The sequence below is a fragment of the Maribacter sp. TH_r10 genome (assembly GCF_033101095.1).
In the GTDB taxonomy this organism is placed as follows: domain Bacteria; phylum Bacteroidota; class Bacteroidia; order Flavobacteriales; family Flavobacteriaceae; genus Maribacter_A; species Maribacter_A luteus.
Window position 1 is genome coordinate 359,106 of record NZ_JAWMPY010000002.1, and the last position, 22,580, is coordinate 381,685.

Here is a 22,580-nt window from a genome sequence, read left to right on the forward strand (position 1 = left end):
ATGTGTTATGAAAGTTTCTTCGTTAAATCTTCTATATACTTACGAAACTGTTTGTCTGTTTCTGCAAGGTTGTCTACTGTTTTACAGGCATGTAAAACCGTTGCGTGATCTCTTTTTCCTATTTGGGAGCCAATACTGGCCAATGAAGCCTTGGTGAACTTTTTGGCGAAGAACATAGCCAATTGTCTTGCTTGCACAATGTGTCTTTTCCTTGTTTTGGATTGAAGGGTGGCAACATCCATCTCAAAATAGTCAGATACCACTTTCTGAATGTAGTCGATAGATACTTCCCGTTTCGTGTTCTTCACAAATTTTTCAACTACTTGTTGGGCCAATTCCAAAGTAACCTCTTTCTTGTTGAACGAAGATTGTGCTATTAAGGAAATAATGGCACCTTCCAGTTCACGAATATTGGTTTTGATATGTTTGGCTACATAGTCGATAATATCTTCCGGCATCTCAACACCATCACGATATAATTTGTTTTTCAAGATAGAAATCCTTGTTTCGTAATCAGGACTTTGTAATTCTGCGGATAACCCCCATTTGAACCTAGACAGCAATCGTTGTTCAATATCCTGCATATCTACAGGTGCCTTGTCCGAAGTAAGGATCACTTGTTTCCCATTTTGGTGTAAATGGTTGAATATATGGAAGAATACATCTTGGGTACCCGATTTTCCTGATAAGAACTGAACATCGTCTATGATCAAAACATCTATCAACTGATAAAAGTGGATAAAATCGTTACGGGTATTCTTTTTTACCGATTCAATATACTGTTGGGTAAATTTTTCGGCAGAGATATACAAAACCGTACGATCAGGATATTTGTCCTTAATCTCTACACCTATGGCATGTGCCAAGTGGGTCTTTCCTAGGCCAACGCCCCCGAAAACCAATAGGGGGTTAAAAGAGGTTCCTCCAGGTTTGTTTGCCACAGCCATCCCCGCAGAACGGGCCAAGCGGTTAGAATCCCCTTCTAGGAAATTATCGAAATTATAATTAGGATTTAATTGTGATTCTATTTTAATATTGCGAATACCTGGAATAACAAAGGGGTTCCTAAGTTCTGGGTTTTTCGATTTAATGGGGACATCCATTTCCTGAGGGCCCATGTTTCCACGATTCGCACTTGGTATTTTCTCTGTAAAGGGTTCACGGTTACCATAGGTGTTCTCCATACGTATAATGTAGACCAACTTTGCGGTTTCGCCCAACTCTTTCGTCAGTGCTACTTTTAAGAGCTTTACATAGTGCTCTTCTAGCCATTCGTAGAAAAATTTACTGGGTACCTGAATGCTCAGTGCATTCTCTGAAAGTTTTACAGGTTTTATGGGTTCAAACCAAGTTTTGAATGCCTGCGGTTGGATATTATCCTTGATAAAAGCCAGACAATTGTTCCAAACGGAATTAGCAGTAACACTCATTATAAAAAAATCTCTTGTTTATGGTTAGTTTTTAAGCATAAATAGCACCGGCTCAATAGGAATGCAAGTGTAATTTAGGTCTCGCAAATATGTGAACAAAAATCCTAAAAAAAAAATCAATTAGGGTTGAATTTACCCTTTTTTTTTCGCATGTTGGGTTCGCAAAACGCAAGCTCATAAATATATAATTTTTAGTTGGATTTTTATGGATTATAATGAAATTTCTTTTAGGGTACGTTACTGTGAAACTGATCAGATGGGAATTGTTCATCACGGCAATTACCCGCAATACTTGGAGATGGGAAGAATCGAATGGCTTCGTTCCTTAGGGGTTTCGTACAAATCCATGGAGGATAGCGGTATTATCCTTCCTGTTGTGTCCATATCTATAAACTATAAAAAATCGGCATACTACGACGACCTTTTGTTCGTACGTACCTTCTTACGGAAAAAGCCTATGGTCAGGATCGAATTCGACTATGAAATCTATAATGGTGAAGGTGAATTATTAGCTGATGCAAAAACGGTACTTGCTTTTATGGATGCCAAAAAAAACAAGCCCATGAGATGCCCTGCCGACATACTTCAGAAGATGGGGTTTTAATCCTCCTTTAGCTGAATTGATACCATATGGTTTTCTTTGAACAACTGCATGACCATTTCGGTATGACTTTTCGGTGAGGTAATCTCTAGATCGCACTCCATTTCCAATTTTTGGGAAACGATATCAAGATTGTTTTGTTTAATTATCCGCATGACCTTGTCCATGGATTCATAACCGAAATGGACTTTAAAATGGGCCTTTTGAATACGTGTTACAATCGGGGATACTTCAAGGGCCATTTGGGCTGCCGTTTTGTAAGCACTGATCAAGCCGCCAACACCTAGTTTAGTACCACCGAATATACGTGCGACGGCCACTAAAACATTGGTTACACCAAAGGACTGAATTTGTCCGTAAATGGGCATTCCGGCCGAATTGTTGGGTTCGCCATCGTCATTTGCCCTGTAATGAGCATTATTTATCCCCAATTGCCATGCATAACATACATGGTTGGCCGTGTGGTGTTGTTTTTTTAATTTTTCTATCAATGGTTTAACCTCGTCTTCAGATTTTATGGGATAAGCATAACCGAAAAATTTGCTCTTTTTTTCCTTAAAGAGTATTTCTTCGGATGGGGCGGACAGGGTTTTGTAACTATCGGTATTTTCCATTAGAATACGGCAACCAAGATTATACTGATTATGGCCAAGGCAATGCCTCCCCAATTTTTAAAGCTGATTTGTTCCTTAAACAGAACAATACCTAGGAGGGTAGATAACATTACAATGGCAACATTATTGATCGTAAAGACAGATGCACTGTTCAATGTTGGGTTCTGCAATGCCCGGAGTAGATAATATATTGAAAAATAGTTGGGAATCCCCAAGGCGATTCCTCCTATTATATTCTTGAAATTCACCTTCAACGGGGCTTTAAAAATTTTATAGATGATAATGAAAATACCTACAATGGTAGCCGCAGCAAAAACCGTTGCTGAAAAAAGAGGGAACTCATTTTCCTGTATATGTGCTTCTTGGACGTATTTTATACTCGTATCGATAATTCCAGAGCCTAGAAAAACCAATAAGGGCAAAATCAATGAGGATCGTTTGAAATTGACCTCTTTCTTTTTTATGGATGCAAAATATACAGCCGCTAAAGCCAGTACAATACCTAGGATTTTTATTGGACCTAGGGTTTCTTTATACACAAGTACCCCGAAAATAACGGGAATCACTAAGGACATTTTAGTGGCTACCGAGGCCACGGAAACACCAACAGCCTGAGATGTTCTTGCCATTAGATTAAAGACAACGATAAAAAGTACACCAAGCACTAGGGTTCCTAGGAACCATGGTTGTTCGGCGATTTCGGTTGGTTTTATTTCACCGGAATAGAAATATAACCCAACTGAGCAGGCAACCACGTAATTTGTGATTATGGCAAACAAAGTTTCTACCTTATATACGTCATAAAGTTTAAAAATCACGAAGATCAGGCTGGAACAAAGGACGCTCAGGGCAAGGTCAAACATCTAAAACTTTGATTTTAATTGGGTAACATCTTCTTTACCGACCAAAAGATTCCATGTTTTTATACCTAATTTGTTGGCCGCTTCGGTATTTTCACTAGTGTCATCTACAAAAAGGGTCTCGATGGCGTTTAGGTCGTTTTCTTTCAGCACAAACTCATAAATATCAGTATTTGGTTTCCTTAAGGCTATTTCGTGTGATAGGTAAAATTGCTCAAAGCACTTCTTAAAGCGATTGTATTTTTGTTCGCCCATACTCTCCATTACGTGAGCTATATGTAATGCATTGGTATTGCTAAGTAAAAAAAGCCGATATGTATTTTCTTTGGTCAATTGTTCCAAAAACTCCAATCGGTGATCTGGGAAGTCCAAGATCATACCGTTCCACACCGAAATAATTTCTTCTGCCGATGCTTTGGGAAACGCAATGTTCAGTTCTTTCACGAAAGCATCTGTTGTAATGGCGCCTATTTCATAGGCATTGCTAACTTCCAAGAGCTTAGGGGTAAGTTCAGGGTTTTCATATTTTTGCATTTCACGAAATACAATTTCCTTATCAAGATTTATGAAAACATCGCCGAAGTCGAAAATGATGTTTTTAATCATTCCTATATATATTTAATAAATCAGAATCAATTTTTAATGTCTCATGTAGCTTGCCATTGCTTTTGGGAGCCTTAAGGCCTTCGCCGAATGTATTTTGACCTGTGAATATCCTGGCTTCGTCCCATAAATTACTGTCAATGAAAGATTGAAGGGTTCGGGTACCACCTTCTATTAGGATACTAATTATATTTTTCTTGTGTAAAGTTCGGCAAATTTGCTCGGGAACGTTTTTAGAAAAATCAATGGTTTCGAAATCAATATCCGCAAATTGTTTTGAAGCATCTTCCACTTCGGTAAAGATGATGGTTTTTACACTTTTATCATAAATGTGGTAGTTGCCCTGTATTTTTAAGTTCCTATCTATGATCAACCGAATAGGGGATTTACCGGTCCAATCCCGAACATTCAGTTTAGGATTATCTTCAAGAACGGTATTGGTACCCACTAAGATGGCCTGCTCTTCACTACGCCATTTATGTACAAGTTGTCTTGAAAATGTGTTCGAAATCCAATAAGGTTTTGGTTCCTCATCTTTCTTAGGGGCTAAGGGAGCAATAAATCCATCCATGGTTTCCGCCCATTTTAAGATGATATATGGTCGTTTTTTTTGTTGAAATGAAATAAAGCGTTTATGGTGTTCCAGGCAGGCTTCCTCAAGAAATCCAATGGTAACATTACAACCTGCATTTTTAAGACGTGCAATACCTTTCCCCTTGACCTTATCGTGGGGGTCCATTGTCCCTATTACCACATTGGGTATGTTGTGCTTTATAATCAAATCGGCACAAGGTGGGGTCTTTCCGTAATGGGAACAGGGTTCCAATGTAACGTATAAGGTGGCTTTTATTAAATCTGATTTGTTTTTAACAGAATTTATAGCGTTGACTTCGGCATGTGGACCTCCGTATGCACTTGTATAACCTTCACCGATGATTCTATTGTTCAGCACTATCACGGCACCTACCATGGGGTTTGGTGCGGTAACCCCTAAACCATTTTTGGCCAATTGAAGGGCGCGCTTCATGAACATTGAGTCGGGCAACATTTATTTAATCGTTATTTCTTGACTGTGGTCAACAGGATAATCATAGGAAAATCCTGCAAGTTTATATGTTATACTTCCCTTAAAGTCGATTTTCATTTTCTTGTTAAGAACTTGGTTTAAGATAGCTCCTAATAAATTCCGGTTGCCTTCTTTGAACAATTTTGACAATGGGAAACTAACTGTCAAAGGTACGATAAAATTATCCTTCGCAGGAACGTCAAAGGCTTCAGAAGATACGCTGGCGATATAGATATTATCTATATAAACCTTGATTTCATCCGTAAGCAAAGTGCCACCCAGGTCATTTTCATTTTTGAAATGGGCATCAGCCTTCAGGGTAATGTTGTTAGAACTGGCTTCTTCGACCCAGACGTTGTCGATTCCCAAATACTCGGGTTTTTTATCGAACGTACAGCTTTGTACAAGAATGGCCAAAACCAATATGAAAAATACGTTTTTCATTCCCTATAAAATTATATTTCATGTATCTTCACTCCGCTAAAATAGAACATTAATATATATTGGGTAAACAATTGGGGGTAACTGTTAAAATTCGGGAAATTGAGCAAAAAGATAATGAAGCGGTAGCTTCTTTGATCAGAAAGGTATTGGTGGAAATGGGAGTTCCAAAAGTAGGTACCGCCTATGAGGATACCGCATTGGACCATATGTTCGAAAATTACGATGTGCCCAAAGCTACTTATTTCGTTGTTGAAGAAGATGGGAGGCTTATTGGCTCAGCGGGTGTTGCCCAATTAGAGAATTTCGAAGGTAACGTTTGTGAGCTGCAAAAGATGTACTTCTTGGAAGAGGCTAGAGGAAGGGGGTTAGGGTCCCAAATGATGAAAATATGTTTGGATAAGGCGAGGCAATATGGTTTTGAAAAATGTTATTTGGAAACTATGCCTTATATGAAGGAAGCCCAAAAGCTATATAAAAAGTCGGGATTTGAATATATTGATGCCCCTATGGGGAATACCGGTCATTATTCGTGTCAGGTTTGGATGTTGAAACAACTTTGAACTATGTTGTTACGCGAAATCAAGAATATTTACCATATAGAATTAGATGCCTTATATCCTAAAGAAGAGGTAGATAGCTTTTTTTATCTTACAATTGGTCATTTTTTAGGGTTAGAACGTTTTGTATTGGCATTGGAGCCCGATATAACAGTGACAAAGGAAGAGGAACAACCTCTCTTTGAGGTTTTGTCCCAATTAAGGAAGGAAAAACCGATTCAATATATTTTAGGTACGGCCCAATTTATGGATATGGATTTTGTGGTCAATGAAGACGTGCTGATACCTAGGCCTGAAACTGAAGAATTGGTTCGTTGGATCATTGATGAACATACGGATCAAAATATGGCATTCAATATCTTGGATATAGGGACAGGTAGCGGGTGTATTGCCATTTCACTGGCAAAAGCCTTTAAAAATGCAAAGGTATTCGCTTTGGATATTTCCAATAAAGCTTTAGAAACAGCTAAATTGAATGCAAGGAACAATAAGGTTGAAATAGAATGTATTCAATCCGATATTCTTACAACGAAATCCCTAAAAGAAAATTTCGATATTATAGTCTCCAATCCTCCTTATGTTAGGATGTTGGAGAAGAAATTGATGAAGCCAAACGTAATAGATAATGAACCTGGGATCGCGTTGTTCGTTTCTGATGATGATCCACTGGTTTTTTATCGAAGAATAACGGACTTTGCAAAATCAAATTTAAACAAAGGTGGTTCTTTGTATTTTGAAATAAACCAATATCTGGGAGAGGAAACAAAAGCTCTTTTGGAAAACGGTTTTTCCAATATTGAACTTAGAAAAGATATATTTGGAAATGATAGGATGGTAAAGGGGAAAATCGAATAGATAACAATGGGTCTTACACAAAAAGATTTATAAAGGTCAATTATAAATGAACACTAAGGAGAAAATTGAGGCGCTACGCCAGGAATTGAGAGAACATAACTACAATTATTATGTCCTTGATAATCCTACGATTACGGATTTTGAGTTTGATATGAAGCTGAAGGAGCTTCAAGAATTGGAGGGCAAGCATCCGGAGTTTTACGATCCTTCGTCGCCAACATTACGTGTTGGGGGAGGAATAACAAAGAATTTCAATACCGTTGTTCATGAACAGCGAATGTATTCCTTGGACAACTCGTACTCCAAGGAAGATCTGGAAGATTGGGAGAAACGAATTCAGCGAATACTAGGAGATGCGGAGGTAGAATTTACCTGTGAGTTGAAATATGACGGTGCTTCCATTAATCTTACCTATGAAGAAGGAAAACTGGTAAAAGCGGTTACTCGGGGTGATGGGTTCCAGGGCGATGATGTGACCACTAATATTAAGACCATTCGTTCTGTTCCTTTACAACTTAAGGGGGATTACCCTCCCAAGTTCGATATCCGTGGTGAGATTATTCTTCCATTGGATGGTTTTGCTAAAATGAACGAGGAGCGCATTGCTGCAGGGGAAGACCCTTATATGAATCCACGTAATACGGCCTCGGGCAGCCTAAAATTGCAAGATAGTGCTATGGTAGCGCAGCGTCCTTTGGATTGTCTACTCTATGGTATCGTAGGGGAAAATACGGGCATAACGTCCCAATATGAAATGTTGAAAAAGGCTAGGGAATGGGGTTTTAAAGTACCTTCTATTGCTCAATTGTGCAAAAGTACCGAAGAGGTAATGGCCTTTATTGATGCTTGGGATGTTAAACGGCACAGCCTACCTTATGAGACCGATGGTGTTGTGGTAAAAGTGAATAGTGTTCAACACCAAGAGGAATTGGGGTATACCGCTAAATCGCCACGCTGGGCCATGGCCTATAAGTTTAAGGCTGAACAGGTTTCAACAATTTTAAAGGAAATTACCTATCAGGTGGGGCGTACTGGGGCCATTACCCCTGTGGCGAATCTTGAGCCTGTATTATTGGCCGGAACGACCGTGAAAAGGGCCTCCTTGCATAATGCCGACCAAATTGAAAAGTTGGATATACGGGAAGGGGATACTGTATTTGTAGAAAAAGGGGGAGAGATCATTCCAAAAATCGTTGGGGTCGATCTATCTTTAAGGCCAGCCGATTCAAAACCCACACATTATATTACCCATTGTCCTGAATGTGGAACCGAATTGGTGCGTACAGAAGGGGATGCCAAGCACTATTGTACCAATTTTTATGGTTGCCCTACCCAAATCACAGGGCGTATACAGCATTTCATTTCCCGTAAGGCCATGGATATTGAAGGTCTTGGAGCTGAAACCGTAGAGTTGCTTTTTAAGGAAGGCCTAATTCGAAATTATGCCGACCTCTATGTTTTAACCAAAGAGCAGGTAATGCCTTTGGAACGTATGGCCGATAAATCTGCAGAGAATTTGGTGAAAGGGGTGGCCGAATCGGTCAATATTCCTTTTGAACGTGTTTTGTTTGCCTTGGGTATTCGATTCGTGGGAGAGACGGTGGCTAAAAAGTTGGCAAAAGCCTTTAAAAATATTGATGCTTTAATGGCCGCTTCGGTTGAAAGTTTAATGGCTGTTGATGAAATTGGCGAGCGTATTGCCCAAAGTGTGGTCGATTTTTTCCAAAACGAGAGAAATTTGGAAATCATTTCACGGTTAAGGAGTTATGGACTACAATTTGAAATATCAGCCGATAAGTTGTTGAACCAGACAGAATTACTAAAAGGAAAAATCTTTGTGGTTTCGGGGGTTTTTGAGACCATTAGTAGAAATGACCTAAAAAAGATGATTGAGGATAATGGGGGCAAGGTAGGTTCCTCCATATCATCTAAAACCTCGTTTTTGGTGGCCGGTGATAAAATGGGGCCAAGTAAAAGAACCAAAGCCGAGAGTTTGGGTGTTCCTATAATATCCGAGCAGGATTTTCTGGGGATGGTAAAATAAGTGAGGTTAAATAATATATACAATCCTAATAAAGTCCTTTTTTCAAATTAAAATACTGACCATGAATTATTTTTTGATTACCACTATACTGGTTTTTCTATCCGCGGCCTTTGGTTTTATCAATGTGCGCTTTTTAAAATTGCCCAATACCATCGGTTTAATGGTGATAACCATATTTTTCACGTTGGGGGTATTTGCGTTAAGTTACTTTGATGACACCTTGTTAAATGCTGAGAAATATATTATTACCCAAATCGACTTTAAGACGTTGCTGTTAGATATTATGCTGAGTTTTTTACTCTTTGCTGGGGCTTTACATACGAATTTTCAACAATTGAAGGTGCAGCGATGGCCTATTTTGGTGTTTTCAACGCTTGGAGTATTGGTGTCTACATTTTTGGTGGGTACGGCGGTCTATTATTTGTTGATGTTATTCAATATGGATGTAGGCTATGTTTATTGTCTATTGTTCGGGGCATTGATTTCCCCAACAGACCCAATTGCTGTTTTGGGTATTTTAAAACAGGCGGGAGCTCCGAAAAAATTAGAAACCAAAATCGTAGGGGAGTCCTTGTTCAATGACGGGGTTGGTGTAGTGGTCTTTTTGACCATTTTCCAGTTCGCTTCTTCCGGTAGTGCTACAGTTTCCGCATTGGATGTGTTAGAACTTTTTGGGGTTGAGGTTATTGGTGGGGTTGTACTTGGGTTACTTTTAGGTTGGATTACCTATCGCTTAATGAAGTCAATAGATGATTATGATATTGAGGTTATTATAACATTGGCTACCGTAATGGTGGGCACGGTAATAGCACAAAATCTTCACCTTTCGGCTCCACTGGCCATGGTGACTGCCGGATTAATGGTAGGGAACGATACGATGCGAGATAGTGCCATGTCCGAGATTACCGAAACTTATGTAGATAAGTTCTGGGAGCTGGTAGATATTCTCTTGAATACCTTATTGTTCGTTTTGATAGGGATGGAGATGTTGGTTTTGGCCTTTGAGCTCGATTATGTTATCGCCGGATTGTTGTCTATTCCCATTATACTTATTTGCAGATACTTGTCCTTGTTGCTCCCCATTAACTTTTTTAAGGAAAAGCTGGATTTTGTCCCCAATACCAATATCATAATGACTTGGGGTGGATTAAGGGGTGGAATTTCAATAGCTCTTGCATTGGGACTTACCCAAGATATGCATCGCGATTTGTTTTTGGTAATAACCTATGTGGTTGTGGTTTTTTCCATTATCGTTCAAGGACTTACCGTTGGCAAGTTGGTTAAAAAACTAACGTAATGGTGCCAAGGGATTATAGTGGTTTTATTGAATCATTAGAGGGTGGATTGCCAGCAGAATATTGGCCGGATGCACTAAAATCTTTGTGGTATGATGCCAAAGGAAATTGGGAAATATCCCATGATTTGGCCCAGGACATCCATGATGACCTAGGTAGTTGGATCCATGCCTATCTGCATCGAAAAGAAGGCGATAATTTCAATGCGGCTTATTGGTATGCAAAGGCTAATAAACCCTTCCCAACGATAACGCTTAAAGATGAGTTTAAAGAAATAGTTGATTGTATCCTTTCGGCTTAGGAACTTTATATAATGATACGGGTACCATCGGCCTTACTATTCTTATCATTATCAAAATAGAAGTCTATTCGGCCTAGATTTATACCAAAACATCCTACTTGATTGACCAAGATGTTATTACCTAAGGCATTTTTGGTCACAGTGGGTTTATCTAGAAAAGTATGGGTATGTCCGCCAATAATAAGATCAGTGTATTTTGATTTTGCTGCAAGTTTTAAATCGTCGGGTTTTTGTTCACTTTTATAATGATAGCCTAAATGCGAAAGACAAATGATCAAATCGCATTTTTCCTCCGTTTTTAACTGGGTTTCTATATCGGTCGCAATTTCAAACGGATCAAGGTATCTGGTTTCCTTATAAAGTTTTTTAGTTACCAGTCCGGCAAGCTCAATGCCGATGCCGTATATTCCAACTTTTAGTCCGTTCACCAAATACGTGTTATAAGGTTTAACATGACCGTTCATGACCGTATTACTAAAGTCGTAGTTGGCCGATAGTAATTCAAAAGTGGCATGGGGCATTTGGGCAAAGAGTCCGTCTATACCATTGTCAAAGTCATGGTTTCCAATAGTTGCCGCATCATATTTGAGTTTGCTCATTAGTTTAAATTCCAGTTCACCTCCATAAAAATTAAAATAGGGAGTGCCTTGAAAAATATCACCGGCGTCAAGTAATAGGGTATTCGGATTTTCTTTTCTGATAGCTTCAACTAACGATGCCCTTCTTGCGACTCCACCTAAGTTAGGAAAGCTTGTGTGGCTTTTAGGGAACGTATCGATATGACTGTGCACATCGTTGGTATGTAGTATGGTAATATGCTTATTGGTCGCCCCCATGCAGGAGTTCAAGGAAAGTCCCCCTAAGCCAACAAATGCCGAACCAGCTGATGTCTTACTAATAAAATTTCTTCTATCCATATTAATTTTCCATATAAAACCGGTCATCGACTTCCGGTGCAAGGGTGTCTACTTTTTTAAAATAATCGATCATGGCATTGCGAATCAAATAATCAGTCTCGGTTACCGATGTATTGTTCTTAAAGAATCCCATGTGGTCACCCCCGGTAATCAAATAATCAGAGGTCGCTACATAATAAATTCTATTTGGATCTATAGGTGCTCCATTAACCAGGGCTTTTTTTAGTTTTCTGTTATTGTCCAGAACTATTTGCATGCCAGATATGGGGTGAGCCCTTCCAGAACGTATTAAGAACTCAACCATATCATTTACATAATTACCCTTAATGCTCGCTACTTTAATGGTATTCTCAAAAGGCATTATCTCGAACGCGTTTCTTGCGCTGACATTACCTTCGGAAATTATGGAGCGTATTCCACCGTGATTAAGTAGAACAAAGTCTATTTCTTTGCCTGTTCGTGCCTTGAAAATGGGATTGGCTTCTTTAAGTACAATGTCAGCCATTAAATTGCCTGCAGTGGTGTTGAATTCCCCGTCTTCTTTTGAAATGGTTTTTGGAGCATAGGTCAAGGTACTGTCCAAAACCTCGTTGATTCTGTTCCTATAGGGAGCAACAAAGTCTTCTATGGCTTGTGATTTGGAGATTGTACTATCTATGGGGATTTGTTTTCCTTCGATTTTACGAAGCGTTTGTTTTTCCTGTTTACACGATACAAATCCCAATAAAGTTATAAATATAACAAAATGTTGTATTTTTAAAATCATTATTGTTTTTATCTTAGCCTCATAAAGATGAGTGTTTATTATTTACATTTGCGTAAATGTAAAAGTACATGTTTTTAAAAGGAATTAAGGATAAATTTAAACACAAATCCGGTAAAAAGTTCTTAAAAGAAGAGTTGGCTAAAACTCCTCCCCAAGTGGGTAGGGCAAACGGAATAACTTCTATCGGTTGTATTATCGATTTGGATATTTTCGAAAAACCTGAACTCTTTTTTGAATTTGTTGATGAGTATAATTTAAGACCTAATGCCGTAAAGATCATAGGTTATAAAAAATATTACGATAAGAACTCACCCTATTCCACTCCTGTGTTTTCCGATAAGGATTTAGGTTGGAAAGGAGAAATAGCAAACAGTTATGCTTTAGAGTTCTTAGGGAGGGAATATGATTTATTGATCAATTACTATGATACGGATAATTTATTGCTTCAATTGATGACCGTTAAGAGCAATGCTCGGATTAAGGTAGGTTTTAAAGAAGTAGATCAACAATTGAATGATTTGATTTTGGGATTGCCCCTAAAAGATTTTAAAACGTTTAAACTAGAACTCAAGAAATATTTAAGGGTTCTGAATGAAATTGAATAATGAATAAATTGATGGGTACGGGAGTTGCTTTAGTCACCCCATTTAAGAATGATCTTTCAGTAGATACGATGGCATTGGCGAATATCGTGGAACATTGTATTGAAGGTGGGGTCGATTATTTGGTGGCTTTGGGAACTACGGCTGAAACGGCTACACTAACAGAGGAGGAGAAACATCTTGTTTTGGATACCATTGTAAGTGCCAATAAAGGTAGGTTGCCTTTGGTTATCGGAATAGGCGGCAATAATACCTATGCGGTTATAGAGGCCATCAAGAAATATGATTTAACAAATTTCGATGCCATACTTTCGGTATCACCTTTTTATAATAAGCCGACCCAAGAAGGTATTTATCAGCATTTCAAAGCGATTTCAGAAAATTCGCCTTTACCGTTGATAGTCTATAACGTACCGGGGAGAACAGGGAGTAACATGCTCCCGACCACCGTTCTTCGATTGGCAAAAGATTTTGAGAATATCATTGCTATTAAGGAGGCTTCTGGAGATATGTCTCAGGTTATGCAGATTATTAAGGATAAACCTAAGGATTTTATGGTGATTTCGGGTGATGATATGACTGCCCTGTCAACTGTATTGGCAGGAGGGGCCGGAGTAATCTCAGTTTTAGGACAAGGGGTTCCCAGCGTATTTTCCAAAATGATCCGTCTGGGATTGAAGACACAGGTTAAAGAAGCTTTCGAATTGCAATACGCGATACAGGATGGGGTGGGGTTGATTTTTGAAGAAGGTAATCCCGCGGGTATCAAATCGGTATTTGATGCTCTGGGTCTTGCTTCGGAAGGGGTCAGGTTACCTTTGGTCCCCGTTTCGGAATCACTTCGTGTAAGAATAAAGCATTTCGTAAAGCCATTCGTTGGTCTGCACGCTTAAATACAAAGGACTTCCTTTGAACGTTAAAACTAAGCCAAACAATGTTGATTTGTGCTTTTGGCTCGTTATTTTAGTGCCATAAAATTTGTTTTTTAATTCCGTTCAGAATCCCTAATTTTGCAAAATGTTTTTTAAAATGAGGAAGTATATCCCTTTACTTGGATTGTTATTGGTCATGTCATCATGTAGTGAGTACCAAAAGGTGCTTAAGAATGAAGACGTTAAGGCAAAGTTAGAGCTTGCCCAAAAATACTATGATGAAGGGGATTTTAGAAGATCCAATCGGTTGTTCGAGCAGGTTGCTCCAAAGTATATAGGAAAGCCACAAGGGGAACGTATTATGTTCTTCTTTGCCAACACCTATTTTGAAAGGGGTGACTTTAATATGGCCGGTTACCAATTTGAGCGGTTCGTTAAATCTTATCCCAAGAGTGAGAAAGTTCCACAAGCATCGTTTTTAGGGGCGAAAAGTTATTATAAGCTCTCTCCTTTGTATTCTTTGGATCAAACTGATACCGATAAAGCCTTGGTTAAATTACAGACCTTTATCAATATGTATCCGGATTCCGAATATTATGATGAGGCCAACAAAATGGCCAAGGAGTTAACTACTAAAAAAGAAAAAAAGGCCTTTGAAATAGCGAAGCAGTTCAACAAATTAGGGCATTTTGATTATTCGTTTTTAACACCTTCCATGGCGGCTTTCGACAATTTCATTTCAGATTTTCCAGGTTCCATATACAGGGAAGAGGCTTTGTACCTTAAATTTGAATCGGCAACACAATATGCTTTGAACAGTTTTGCACGATGGAAGCCAGAGCGTTTAAAAAATGCCAAAACGGCTTACAATGTATTGAAAAAGCAGTATCCTGACACAAAATTTGCTGAGGATGCCAATAAATTATTAAGTAAGATTGATGAGGAATTACAACATCCGACATTCAACGAGGAAAGAGAAACAAGATAAAAAGTAGTTATTATGAATATGAACGATTTGAAGAACTCCAAAGCGCCGGTTTCAACGGTTACCCTTAATAAGAATGAGTTCGATGAAAAAACAGACAATATATATGAGGCAATTTCAATAACTGCTAAAAGAGCTATTCAGATCAATTCTGAAATAAAAAAAGAGCTTTTGGAGAAATTGGAAGAATTCGCCACATATAGCGATAGTCTTGAAGAGGTTTTTGAGAACAAGGAACAGATCGAGGTATCCAAGTTTTATGAAAAACTTCCAAAACCACATGCCATGGCGGTAGAGGAGTGGTTGATGGATAAAATATACCATAGGAATACAGAGAAAGACGCACAGTAACATGCTAGGTGGCAAAAATATCCTTTTAGGTATTACAGGAGGAATTGCTGCTTACAAGACTACCTTTCTTGTACGTTTAATGATTAAAGCTGGCGCTAATGTCAAAGTTGTTTTGACAGAAAGTGCCAGCTATTTTGTTTCTCCACTTACCTTGGCGACCCTTTCTAAGAATCCGGCGGTCACGGATTTTGTAAAAGAGGAAGGGGTAGAAACCGATTGGAATAACCATGTGGATCTAGGACTATGGGCCGATTTAATGATTATTGCGCCCGCCACTGCCAATACCATGTCCAAAATGGCCGATGGTAATACCGATAACCTTTTAACAGCTGTTTATTTATCTGCTAAATGTCCGGTTTTTTTCGCCCCTGCGATGGACTTGGATATGTTTAAACATCCCGCGACCAAAAAATCCATAGATACGTTATTGTCCTTCGGTAATATTATGATTCCTGCCACATCGGGCGAACTGGCAAGTGGTTTACATGGGGAAGGGCGAATGGCAGAACCTGAGGATATAATGGCTTTTGTCAAAGATTATATGTTGAAAGGCCTTCCTTTAAAAGGTAAAAAGGTACTTATAACTGCTGGACCCACATATGAGGCCATAGATCCTGTTCGTTATATAGGTAACCATTCTACGGGAAAAATGGGGTACGAATTGGCCAAAACCGCTGCTGATCTTGGAGCAGATGTTATTCTGGTATCAGGACCTACAAATCTGTCCCTATCACATGATCTAATTACTGTAATTAATGTGGTTTCCGCAGAAGAAATGTATAATGCAGCACATGAGCATTTTGATCCATGTGATATTATGATTTCCGCTGCTGCCGTGGCCGATTATAGGCCGAAAACCGTTGCAAGTCAAAAAATTAAAAAGAAAGAGGCCCATCTTACTTTGGAATTGGTGAAGAACAAGGATATCCTATTATCGCTAGGCGAACGAAAGACCAAACAATTTTTGGTAGGTTTTGCTTTAGAGACTGAAAATGAGTTGGAAAATGCCAAAGGTAAATTGGAAAGAAAACATTTGGATGCCATTGTTTTGAACTCATTGAATGATGACGGTGCCGGATTTGCCGGTAATACCAATAAAATAACCTTTTTGGATAAGAATTCACAGATTAAAGCGTTTCAATTAAAAACCAAGGCCGATGTTGCCAAGGATATTTTAAATGAAATCATAATTCGATTGAATGCGTAATTTCCTAATAGTCTTTATATTTCTCTTTTCCTTTGTTGGGGTATCTGCCCAGGAATTGAACTGTGTGGTCACTGTAAATTCGGACCAGGTGTCGCAAACCAATCAGCAGATATTCAAAACGTTGGAACGTTCATTGAACGACTTTGTCAATAAAACGAAATGGACCAATCGTATTTACAAGGAAAATGAGCGGGTAAATGCCCAGATGTTCATTACCATTACCGAATATGAATCCAATAGGTTTAAGGGAAATATTCAAATCCAATCTTCAAGACCTGTCTTCAATACGTCTTATGAAACTCCTATATTCAATTATAAGGATAATCAATTCAGTTTTGAATATATAGAATTTCAGCCCTTGATTCTCAATGAGAATGTTTTCGAATCCAATTTGGTAAGCGTCGTGGCCTATTATTCATACTTGATTTTAGGATTGGATGCTGATACGTTTACTTTAGAAGGAGGAACGGAAATGTTTAGAAAAGCCCAAAATATAGTAACACAAGCTCAGAGTAGTAGTTCTTTAGGATGGAGTCAGTCAACCGATCGTAGCCGTTTTGAGTTGGTTGATAACCTAATGTCGAATACTTATCGGGAATACCGCGTTGCCATGTATAACTACCATCGTAAGGGAATCGATATTCTTGCAGATAACAATAGTACCGGGAAACAAGTCATCGCTGGGACTTTGAATTTATTCGAGACCATGATCAAAAGAAGGCCTAATGCCTTTTTAATATCTACATTCTTCGATGCTAAATCAGATGAAATCCGTAATATTTTCTCCGACGGCCCTAAAGTGGACATAGTTAAGCTAAAGGAGACCTTGAATCGAATAGCACCTTTGTATTCGAGTACTTGGAACGAGATAAAATATTGATCTCCGTTTTTTTCAACTGAAATAAAAATTATCTTTACGCAATCCAAAATTCAAGGTTTTGCTGAGTAACCTCTCTATTAAAAATTATGCACTTATAGATAAGCTGAATGTATCATTCGGTAACGGTTTTACGTGTATTACAGGTGAAACAGGTGCAGGTAAATCAATTTTGTTGGGCGGACTTTCATTGGTGCTCGGTAAACGTGCCGACCTATCTACATTGCGCAATAAAGAAGAAAAATGCATAATTGAAAGTGAGTTCGAGATTGCGAATTACGGTCTATCGACCTTTTTTTCAGAGAACGACCTGGATTATGAGGACAAGACCATTATTCGACGGGAAATTTTGCCCAGTGGAAAATCCAGGGCCTTTATTAATGATACCCCAGTAACCCTCGATGTGCTTTCCAAGTTGGGAAATCGTTTGATCGATGTTCATTCCCAGCATCAAACGTTGCAATTGGCCGATAATGAATTTCAGTTTAAGGTAATCGATTCCCTCGCAAATATTAAGGATCTGTCTTCTACGTATACTGAACAATTAAAGCAGTACCGGAAAACTACCAAAGAATTGGAAAATTTGGTCAATTTTCAAAGCAATGCGATCAAAGAACATGAGTATAATAGCTTTTTGCTGAAAGAGCTTGAAGAGGCCCGTTTGCAAGAAGGGATGTTAGAGGAGTTAGAGGAACAATATCAGCAATTGAGTAATGTAGAGACCATTGTTGAGCAATTGGCCCAAGGGCATCATTTATTGAACGATGAACAAGTGGGGGTTCTTAACCTGTTGTCCGGGTTGAAACAGGTTTCAAGTAAATTGTCAGGTTATGGTTCGGCCTATAAAGCACTTGATGATAGAATTCAATCCGTTTTTATTGAAATGGACGATATTGCATCGGAACTACAAGAGCTTTCCGATCAGACAGATTTAGATCCTGCCTTGTTGGATGAAGTGAATTCTAAATTGCAGTTACTGTACAATTTACAGAAAAAGCATGGCGTTCAGGAAATATCTGAGCTCATAAGAATCAAGGATGAACTTTTCGAAAAAGTGGATGCTACCGAAAATATCGAGGCTACTATTTCTGAAAAGCAAAAACAATTGGAGGGCCAAGAACAAAAGCTTAATGATCTAGCGGCCAAAATATCGAAAAAACGACTTCAGGTTATACCCGATTTAAAGAAACAGATGGAAAATCGTCTGGATCTATTGGGGATGCCAAGTGCGCGGTTCAAAATAGAGTTGCACACTTCAGCTGATTTTAAACCGAACGGCAAGGATGATCTCTTGTTTTTGTTCGCGGCAAATAAAGGAACTGATTTTGGGGATATTAAAAAAGTGGCCTCCGGTGGCGAACTTTCACGAATTATGTTGACCATAAAGTCAATTATGGCCAAATATGAAAATTTACCGACCATGATGTTCGATGAGATCGATACCGGTGTTTCCGGGGAGATTTCTAACCGTATGGGCGAAATTATGTTCGAAATGAGCAAGAGTATGCAAATTTTTTCCATAACACATTTGCCGCAGGTAGCCTCAAAAGGTGACCATCATTTTAAGGTGTACAAAGAGGATAAAGGTGGCGGTACCTTAACGAACATGAAAGAGTTGTCACAAGACGAAAGAGTGGTTGAGTTGGCCGAAATGTTGGGCGGAAAGGATCTGTCTGAATCGGCAATGGCCCATGCAAGGCAATTATTGAACTAGCTTCTTTTCATCATCGATCAATACAGACTTTTTATATTATATATTTTAAATATCTTTGACGATATTATCAACTAAGAAAAATTGAACATGGCTTATAATTTATTGAAGGGTAAGAAAGGGATTATTTTTGGAGCACTGGATGCAAATTCTATTGCTTGGAAAACTGCGGAAAGGGTACATGAAGAAGGAGGTACTTTTGTATTGACCAATGCCCCGATTGCCATGCGCATGGGCCAAATCAACGAGTTGGCCGAAAAAACCGGTTCGCAGATCGTTCCTGCTGATGCAACGAGTACAGAGGATCTTGATAAATTGGTGAGTGAATCCATGAAAATACTTGGGGGTAAAATCGACTTTGTACTACACTCCATCGGTATGTCCATCAATGTACGGAAGGGAAGACACTATACCGACCAGAATTATGATTTCTCCCACAAAGGATGGGATGTTTCGGCCCTTTCTTTTCATAGGGTGATGCAGAGTTTGTTCAAAGCGGATGCGATGAACGAATGGGGTAGTATCGTTGCACTGACATATATGGCCGCTCAGCGTTCTTTTCCTGATTATAATGATATGGCCGATAACAAGGCTTACTTAGAGTCAGTTGCCCGTAGTTTTGGTTATTTCTTCGGAAAAGAAAAGAAAGTTAGGGTAAATACTATTTCCCAATCACCGACACCGACTACTGCAGGTCAAGGTGTAAAAGGCTTCGATGGTTTTATCAGTTATGCAGAGCAAATGTCTCCTTTAGGTAATGCAACTGCTTTGGAATGTGCTGATTATACTTTAACGTTATTCTCCGATTTGACTAAAAAAGTGACTATGCAAAACCTTTTTCATGACGGTGGTTTCTCCAATACAGGGGTAAGCCAAGAGGTTATGGAGAAGTTTCAATAGTATTTTTTTGATATAGTTTTGGTATTCATATGCCTAAAAATTTGGCACGCGTTGGTCAGGACGTAAGTCGAGAACGTATCTAACTTAGAATGCTTTCTATGGATATTTCCTTTTCATTTATCATACCTGTTTACAATAGGCCCAATGAAATAAGGGAATTGTTGCAAAGCCTAGTACTTCAATCCTATAAAGAACCGTTTGAGGTGATTATAGTTGAGGATGGCTCCACGATTGACTCCAAAGGGGAAGTAGATGCCTTTAAGGACAAATTGGATATTACCTATTTGCCAAAAGGGAATTCCGGCCCGGGGGATTCCAGGAATTACGGAATGGAGCGGGCCAACGGAAATTATTTTGTCATTCTTGATTCCGATTGTATTTTACCTCCGCAATATTTGCAGGAAGCCCGAAAATCTCTAGATGGGTGTTTTGTGCATTGCTATGGTGGTCCGGATGCAGCCCATGATTCTTTTTCCAATGTTCAAAAGGCAATCAATTATGCTATGACTTCTTTTTTTACAACCGGTGGAATACGAGGGGGAAAATCATCTGTGGATAAATTTCAGCCCCGTAGTTTTAATATGGGTATTTCCAAAGAAGCTTTTGACAAAGTAGGGGGTTACGGCAAGATTCATCCCGGTGAGGATCCCGATTTGACCATCCGTATCTGGGAAAAAGGTTATGACACCAAACTTATCCCAAAGGCCTTTGTTTACCATAAACGCCGCATAGATTGGAAAAAGTTCTATAACCAAGTAAATAAGTTTGGTATGGTTAGGCCGATTCTTAATAAATGGCATCCGGGAACGGCAAAGCTGACCTATTGGTTCCCTACGGTTTTTTTCTTGGGATTTATAGCGTCCCTATTGTTGCTCTTAATAGGTGTAACTTGGCCGTTACTTGCTTATATACTGTATTTTACGGTCATTTTTTTCGACTCATTATTTAAAAACGGCAATATCGGGGTTGCTTTTTTATCACTGATAGCGGTAGGTATCCAATTTTTAGGGTATGGTTGGGGTTTTCTTAAATCAACCATTTGGATTAATTTTAGCAAAAAGAACCCTAAAGAATTATTTCCAAAACTATTTTTTAATTAGAATTACTTGAAAGTGATACCAAAAATCAAGAACATACTCAAAAGAAGAAAGGCAAAAATGTTTTTGATGTTCCTGTTCTGCTCAAGTTTAATATGGTTTTTGAACAACTTGTCAGAAACCTATACCAGCAATGCGACTTTTGAACTAAAGTTCGAGAATATTCCGGACAGCCTACTACTTACAAAAGTTTCAAAAAAAAATGTTGATGTAAAAGTTCAGGCAAATGGCTTTCAGTTTTTGGGGTTCAATTTTAAGCACAAAGAGGTAATAGTCGATGTGTCTGCCGTAAGCCATTTAAAAGGCAGGTATTTTATTCCACAGAATGTTTATCGTAAGCAAATTGACAAGCAACTTAGGTCAATGACGTTGCTAGATATAGATAAGGATACGCTGTATTTTGAATTTACCCGCTTGGGAAGCAAGGTTGTGCCAGTAGAATCAAAACTGAACATTACCCTTTTGCAAAACCATATCTTGAATGAAAAACTTATTATAGAACCCAGTGAAATTAAGATTAGCGGACCCTTGAATGTTATAGATACATTGGATATGGTGAATACGGTTACCATGGATTTGTTGGATCTATCATCAGATTTTTCCCAAGAAGTTGCCTTGTACAAAAAACCGGAATGGACAAATATCAGTTTTTCAAAGAATTCAGTATTGGTTAAGGGTAAGGTGGATCGTTTTTCTGAAAAAATCATTGAGGTGCCCATTAAGGTAATCAACCTGCCTGACAGGTATGAAATTAGGACCTTTCCAGATAAGGTGGGGGTACTCTGTAAAGGTACTTTGGATGAATTGAAGCAATTGCATAGTACCGATTTTGAAGTAATAGCCGATTATGATACCATAAAGGACAATGTTTCCAAAATGATCGTTTTGCAACTTCATAAAAAACCGGAAAACCTTCAAAGTGCCGAGTTGAATGAAAATCAGGTTGAATTTATATTGAAAAAACAATGATTATTGTTGCATTGACAGGAGGTATCGGTAGTGGAAAAACTACCGTGGCGAATATGTTCAAAAACCTGGGTGTCCCGGTTTATGATTCGGATAAGGAGGCAAAAGATTTAATGATGTCCTCAAAGAAGCTACGAAAAGAAATAAAAGCATTGTTGGGAGACCTTGCCTATAAAGACAAAACCTTGAATCGGGAGTATATTGCCCAAAAGGTTTTTAAGGACAAAGGGCTGTTGAAACAGTTGAATGAAATTGTACACCCTGCGGTTCGTAAAGACTTTCTTAAATGGGCGAAAAAACAAGGAGCTGCATATGTAATCCAAGAATCCGCTATTGTTTTTGAAAACAAACAGGAAGATTTCTATGATAAGATCATCTTGGTCACGGCTCCTCAGGAAATACGTCTAGAACGTGTTATCGAGAGGGACAATGTATCCAAATCCAAAATAATGGACCGTATGGGTAACCAATTGGATGATGAGGATAAGATTAAAATGTCCGACTATGTCATCGACAACATTACACTGGATGAAACGCGTTCAAAAGTTAAAGAGGTGCATGGCCTTCTACTTAAGGATAGTGGGGTTTGAGCAATTTTAACAATTTTGTTAAGGTTAGGTTAAACGTTAAAATACTAGTTGTTAAATCTTTAATTTTGT

At 38.7% G+C, this 22,580-nt stretch carries 25 protein-coding genes; 17 read left to right on the plus strand and 8 right to left on the minus strand.

All coding sequences use genetic code 11. From position 1 onward, the window contains the following. Positions 1-5 precede the first annotated feature (5 nt). Positions 6-1,430 carry a chromosomal replication initiator protein DnaA gene (dnaA, locus tag R3X28_RS06895; protein WP_154369448.1) on the minus strand — a complete coding sequence of 475 codons (1,425 nt, stop codon included), beginning with the start codon at positions 1,428-1,430 and terminating at the stop codon, positions 6-8. A 205-nt stretch (positions 1,431-1,635) separates the two neighbouring features. Here dnaA and R3X28_RS06900 point away from each other — a divergent pair, with 205 nt between their 5' ends. Beyond that, the gene (locus R3X28_RS06900) at positions 1,636-2,034 is read left to right on the plus strand and encodes an acyl-CoA thioesterase (protein ID WP_154369446.1); all 399 of its coding nucleotides are present in this window, start codon (positions 1,636-1,638) and stop codon (positions 2,032-2,034) included. Here the strand turns inward: R3X28_RS06900 and R3X28_RS06905 are convergent. Genes R3X28_RS06905 through R3X28_RS06925 form a run of 5 tightly spaced genes read right to left on the minus strand, consistent with a single transcriptional unit; the run spans position 2,031 to position 5,618 of the window. After that, on the minus strand, positions 2,031-2,645 hold the full coding sequence (locus tag R3X28_RS06905; protein WP_154369444.1) for an IMPACT family protein: 615 nt from the start codon (positions 2,643-2,645) through the stop codon (positions 2,031-2,033). The genes R3X28_RS06900 and R3X28_RS06905 overlap by 4 nt on opposite strands. After that, positions 2,645-3,508, minus strand: a complete 864-nt coding sequence (locus R3X28_RS06910; RefSeq protein ID WP_317663541.1) for a GRP family sugar transporter — start codon at positions 3,506-3,508, stop codon at positions 2,645-2,647. The genes R3X28_RS06905 and R3X28_RS06910 overlap by 1 nt, the downstream gene beginning before the upstream one ends. Further along, on the minus strand, positions 3,509-4,111 hold the full coding sequence (locus tag R3X28_RS06915) for an HAD family phosphatase (RefSeq protein ID WP_317663543.1): 603 nt from the start codon (positions 4,109-4,111) through the stop codon (positions 3,509-3,511). Beyond that, the gene (gene ribD / locus R3X28_RS06920; protein WP_317663545.1) at positions 4,104-5,135 is read right to left on the minus strand and encodes a bifunctional diaminohydroxyphosphoribosylaminopyrimidine deaminase/5-amino-6-(5-phosphoribosylamino)uracil reductase RibD; all 1,032 of its coding nucleotides are present in this window, start codon (positions 5,133-5,135) and stop codon (positions 4,104-4,106) included. Before ribD ends, R3X28_RS06915 begins: the two co-directional genes overlap by 8 nt. Before the next feature lie 21 nt (positions 5,136-5,156). Continuing rightward, positions 5,157-5,618 (minus strand): LEA type 2 family protein, encoded by a 462-nt coding sequence (locus R3X28_RS06925; RefSeq protein ID WP_317663547.1) that lies wholly within the window; start codon positions 5,616-5,618, stop codon positions 5,157-5,159. Positions 5,619-5,677: 59 nt separating this feature from the next. Here R3X28_RS06925 and R3X28_RS06930 point away from each other — a divergent pair, with 59 nt between their 5' ends. The 5 genes from R3X28_RS06930 (at position 5,678) to R3X28_RS06950 (ending at position 10,670) form a co-directional block, all read left to right on the plus strand. After that, positions 5,678-6,178 (plus strand): GNAT family N-acetyltransferase, encoded by a 501-nt coding sequence (locus R3X28_RS06930; RefSeq protein ID WP_317663549.1) that lies wholly within the window; start codon positions 5,678-5,680, stop codon positions 6,176-6,178. Positions 6,179-6,181: 3 nt separating this feature from the next. After that, entirely contained in the window at positions 6,182-7,030 is an 849-nt protein-coding gene (prmC, locus tag R3X28_RS06935) for a peptide chain release factor N(5)-glutamine methyltransferase (RefSeq protein WP_317663550.1), read from the plus strand. A 46-nt stretch (positions 7,031-7,076) separates the two neighbouring features. Continuing rightward, a complete protein-coding gene (gene ligA, locus R3X28_RS06940; protein WP_282055103.1) occupies positions 7,077-9,074 on the plus strand; it encodes an NAD-dependent DNA ligase LigA in 1,998 nt (665 codons plus the stop codon). Positions 9,075-9,135: 61 nt separating this feature from the next. Beyond that, positions 9,136-10,371, plus strand: a complete 1,236-nt coding sequence (locus R3X28_RS06945; RefSeq protein WP_154369431.1) for a cation:proton antiporter — start codon at positions 9,136-9,138, stop codon at positions 10,369-10,371. After that, positions 10,371-10,670: a hypothetical protein gene (locus R3X28_RS06950; protein ID WP_317663555.1), complete on the plus strand. Its 300-nt coding sequence runs from the start codon at positions 10,371-10,373 to the stop codon at positions 10,668-10,670. The genes R3X28_RS06945 and R3X28_RS06950 overlap by 1 nt, the downstream gene beginning before the upstream one ends. A 5-nt stretch (positions 10,671-10,675) precedes the next feature. On the opposite strand, the gene R3X28_RS06955 is transcribed toward R3X28_RS06950, so the two are convergent. Together R3X28_RS06955 and R3X28_RS06960 are read right to left on the minus strand one after the other, a co-directional pair. Then, on the minus strand, positions 10,676-11,587 hold the full coding sequence (locus tag R3X28_RS06955) for a metallophosphatase (RefSeq protein WP_317663557.1): 912 nt from the start codon (positions 11,585-11,587) through the stop codon (positions 10,676-10,678). Between the two features lies 1 nt (position 11,588). Then, positions 11,589-12,353: a 5'-nucleotidase gene (locus tag R3X28_RS06960; protein WP_317663559.1), complete on the minus strand. Its 765-nt coding sequence runs from the start codon at positions 12,351-12,353 to the stop codon at positions 11,589-11,591. A gap of 68 nt (positions 12,354-12,421) precedes the next feature. Here R3X28_RS06960 and R3X28_RS06965 point away from each other — a divergent pair, with 68 nt between their 5' ends. The 11 genes from R3X28_RS06965 to coaE all read left to right on the plus strand — a co-directional run bounded on the left by R3X28_RS06965 (position 12,422) and on the right by coaE (position 22,511). Continuing rightward, positions 12,422-12,958 carry a DUF6913 domain-containing protein gene (locus R3X28_RS06965; RefSeq protein ID WP_282055095.1) on the plus strand — a complete coding sequence of 179 codons (537 nt, stop codon included), beginning with the start codon at positions 12,422-12,424 and terminating at the stop codon, positions 12,956-12,958. Next, positions 12,958-13,848: a 4-hydroxy-tetrahydrodipicolinate synthase gene (dapA, locus tag R3X28_RS06970; protein ID WP_317663562.1), complete on the plus strand. Its 891-nt coding sequence runs from the start codon at positions 12,958-12,960 to the stop codon at positions 13,846-13,848. Before R3X28_RS06965 ends, dapA begins: the two co-directional genes overlap by 1 nt. Before the next feature lie 124 nt (positions 13,849-13,972). Further along, on the plus strand, positions 13,973-14,815 hold the full coding sequence (locus R3X28_RS06975) for an outer membrane protein assembly factor BamD (RefSeq protein ID WP_411556598.1): 843 nt from the start codon (positions 13,973-13,975) through the stop codon (positions 14,813-14,815). Positions 14,816-14,827: 12 nt separating this feature from the next. Then, positions 14,828-15,163, plus strand: a complete 336-nt coding sequence (locus R3X28_RS06980; protein WP_179955168.1) for a DNA-directed RNA polymerase subunit omega — start codon at positions 14,828-14,830, stop codon at positions 15,161-15,163. A 1-nt stretch (position 15,164) separates the two neighbouring features. Continuing rightward, on the plus strand, positions 15,165-16,370 hold the full coding sequence (gene coaBC / locus R3X28_RS06985; protein WP_154369417.1) for a bifunctional phosphopantothenoylcysteine decarboxylase/phosphopantothenate--cysteine ligase CoaBC: 1,206 nt from the start codon (positions 15,165-15,167) through the stop codon (positions 16,368-16,370). Next, a complete protein-coding gene (locus R3X28_RS06990; protein ID WP_154369415.1) occupies positions 16,363-17,250 on the plus strand; it encodes a DUF4835 family protein in 888 nt (295 codons plus the stop codon). The genes coaBC and R3X28_RS06990 overlap by 8 nt, the downstream gene beginning before the upstream one ends. A 58-nt stretch (positions 17,251-17,308) precedes the next feature. Further along, positions 17,309-18,961: a DNA repair protein RecN gene (gene recN / locus R3X28_RS06995; protein ID WP_317663575.1), complete on the plus strand. Its 1,653-nt coding sequence runs from the start codon at positions 17,309-17,311 to the stop codon at positions 18,959-18,961. Between the two features lie 87 nt (positions 18,962-19,048). After that, positions 19,049-19,858 carry an enoyl-ACP reductase gene (locus R3X28_RS07000; protein ID WP_154369412.1) on the plus strand — a complete coding sequence of 270 codons (810 nt, stop codon included), beginning with the start codon at positions 19,049-19,051 and terminating at the stop codon, positions 19,856-19,858. Positions 19,859-19,956: 98 nt separating this feature from the next. After that, positions 19,957-20,958: a glycosyltransferase gene (locus tag R3X28_RS07005; RefSeq protein WP_317663578.1), complete on the plus strand. Its 1,002-nt coding sequence runs from the start codon at positions 19,957-19,959 to the stop codon at positions 20,956-20,958. 12 nt (positions 20,959-20,970) lie between these two features. Beyond that, entirely contained in the window at positions 20,971-21,924 is a 954-nt protein-coding gene (locus R3X28_RS07010; RefSeq protein ID WP_317664080.1) for a YbbR-like domain-containing protein, read from the plus strand. Next, on the plus strand, positions 21,921-22,511 hold the full coding sequence (gene coaE, locus R3X28_RS07015) for a dephospho-CoA kinase (RefSeq protein WP_317663580.1): 591 nt from the start codon (positions 21,921-21,923) through the stop codon (positions 22,509-22,511). The genes R3X28_RS07010 and coaE overlap by 4 nt, the downstream gene beginning before the upstream one ends. Positions 22,512-22,580: the final 69 nt, after the last annotated feature.

Coding starts and splice junctions, on each gene's coding strand:
- R3X28_RS06900 (WP_154369446.1), top strand. CDS start 1,636: ATGGATTATAATGAAATTTCTTTTAGGGTACGTTACTGTGAAACTGAT.
- R3X28_RS06980 (WP_179955168.1), top strand. CDS start 14,828: ATGAATATGAACGATTTGAAGAACTCCAAAGCGCCGGTTTCAACGGTT.
- coaE (WP_317663580.1), top strand. CDS start 21,921: ATGATTATTGTTGCATTGACAGGAGGTATCGGTAGTGGAAAAACTACC.
- coaBC (WP_154369417.1), top strand. CDS start 15,165: ATGCTAGGTGGCAAAAATATCCTTTTAGGTATTACAGGAGGAATTGCT.
- R3X28_RS06910 (WP_317663541.1), bottom strand. CDS start 3,508: ATGTTTGACCTTGCCCTGAGCGTCCTTTGTTCCAGCCTGATCTTCGTG.
- dnaA (WP_154369448.1), bottom strand. CDS start 1,430: ATGAGTGTTACTGCTAATTCCGTTTGGAACAATTGTCTGGCTTTTATC.
- R3X28_RS07005 (WP_317663578.1), top strand. CDS start 19,957: ATGGATATTTCCTTTTCATTTATCATACCTGTTTACAATAGGCCCAAT.
- R3X28_RS06945 (WP_154369431.1), top strand. CDS start 9,136: ATGAATTATTTTTTGATTACCACTATACTGGTTTTTCTATCCGCGGCC.
- prmC (WP_317663550.1), top strand. CDS start 6,182: ATGTTGTTACGCGAAATCAAGAATATTTACCATATAGAATTAGATGCC.
- R3X28_RS06950 (WP_317663555.1), top strand. CDS start 10,371: ATGGTGCCAAGGGATTATAGTGGTTTTATTGAATCATTAGAGGGTGGA.
- R3X28_RS06975 (WP_411556598.1), top strand. CDS start 13,973: ATGTTTTTTAAAATGAGGAAGTATATCCCTTTACTTGGATTGTTATTG.
- R3X28_RS06915 (WP_317663543.1), bottom strand. CDS start 4,111: ATGATTAAAAACATCATTTTCGACTTCGGCGATGTTTTCATAAATCTT.
- R3X28_RS06960 (WP_317663559.1), bottom strand. CDS start 12,353: ATGATTTTAAAAATACAACATTTTGTTATATTTATAACTTTATTGGGA.
- R3X28_RS06965 (WP_282055095.1), top strand. CDS start 12,422: ATGTTTTTAAAAGGAATTAAGGATAAATTTAAACACAAATCCGGTAAA.
- R3X28_RS07000 (WP_154369412.1), top strand. CDS start 19,049: ATGGCTTATAATTTATTGAAGGGTAAGAAAGGGATTATTTTTGGAGCA.
- R3X28_RS06905 (WP_154369444.1), bottom strand. CDS start 2,645: ATGGAAAATACCGATAGTTACAAAACCCTGTCCGCCCCATCCGAAGAA.
- R3X28_RS06955 (WP_317663557.1), bottom strand. CDS start 11,587: ATGGATAGAAGAAATTTTATTAGTAAGACATCAGCTGGTTCGGCATTT.
- R3X28_RS06925 (WP_317663547.1), bottom strand. CDS start 5,618: ATGAAAAACGTATTTTTCATATTGGTTTTGGCCATTCTTGTACAAAGC.
- R3X28_RS06990 (WP_154369415.1), top strand. CDS start 16,363: ATGCGTAATTTCCTAATAGTCTTTATATTTCTCTTTTCCTTTGTTGGG.
- ligA (WP_282055103.1), top strand. CDS start 7,077: ATGAACACTAAGGAGAAAATTGAGGCGCTACGCCAGGAATTGAGAGAA.
- dapA (WP_317663562.1), top strand. CDS start 12,958: ATGAATAAATTGATGGGTACGGGAGTTGCTTTAGTCACCCCATTTAAG.
- ribD (WP_317663545.1), bottom strand. CDS start 5,135: ATGAAGCGCGCCCTTCAATTGGCCAAAAATGGTTTAGGGGTTACCGCA.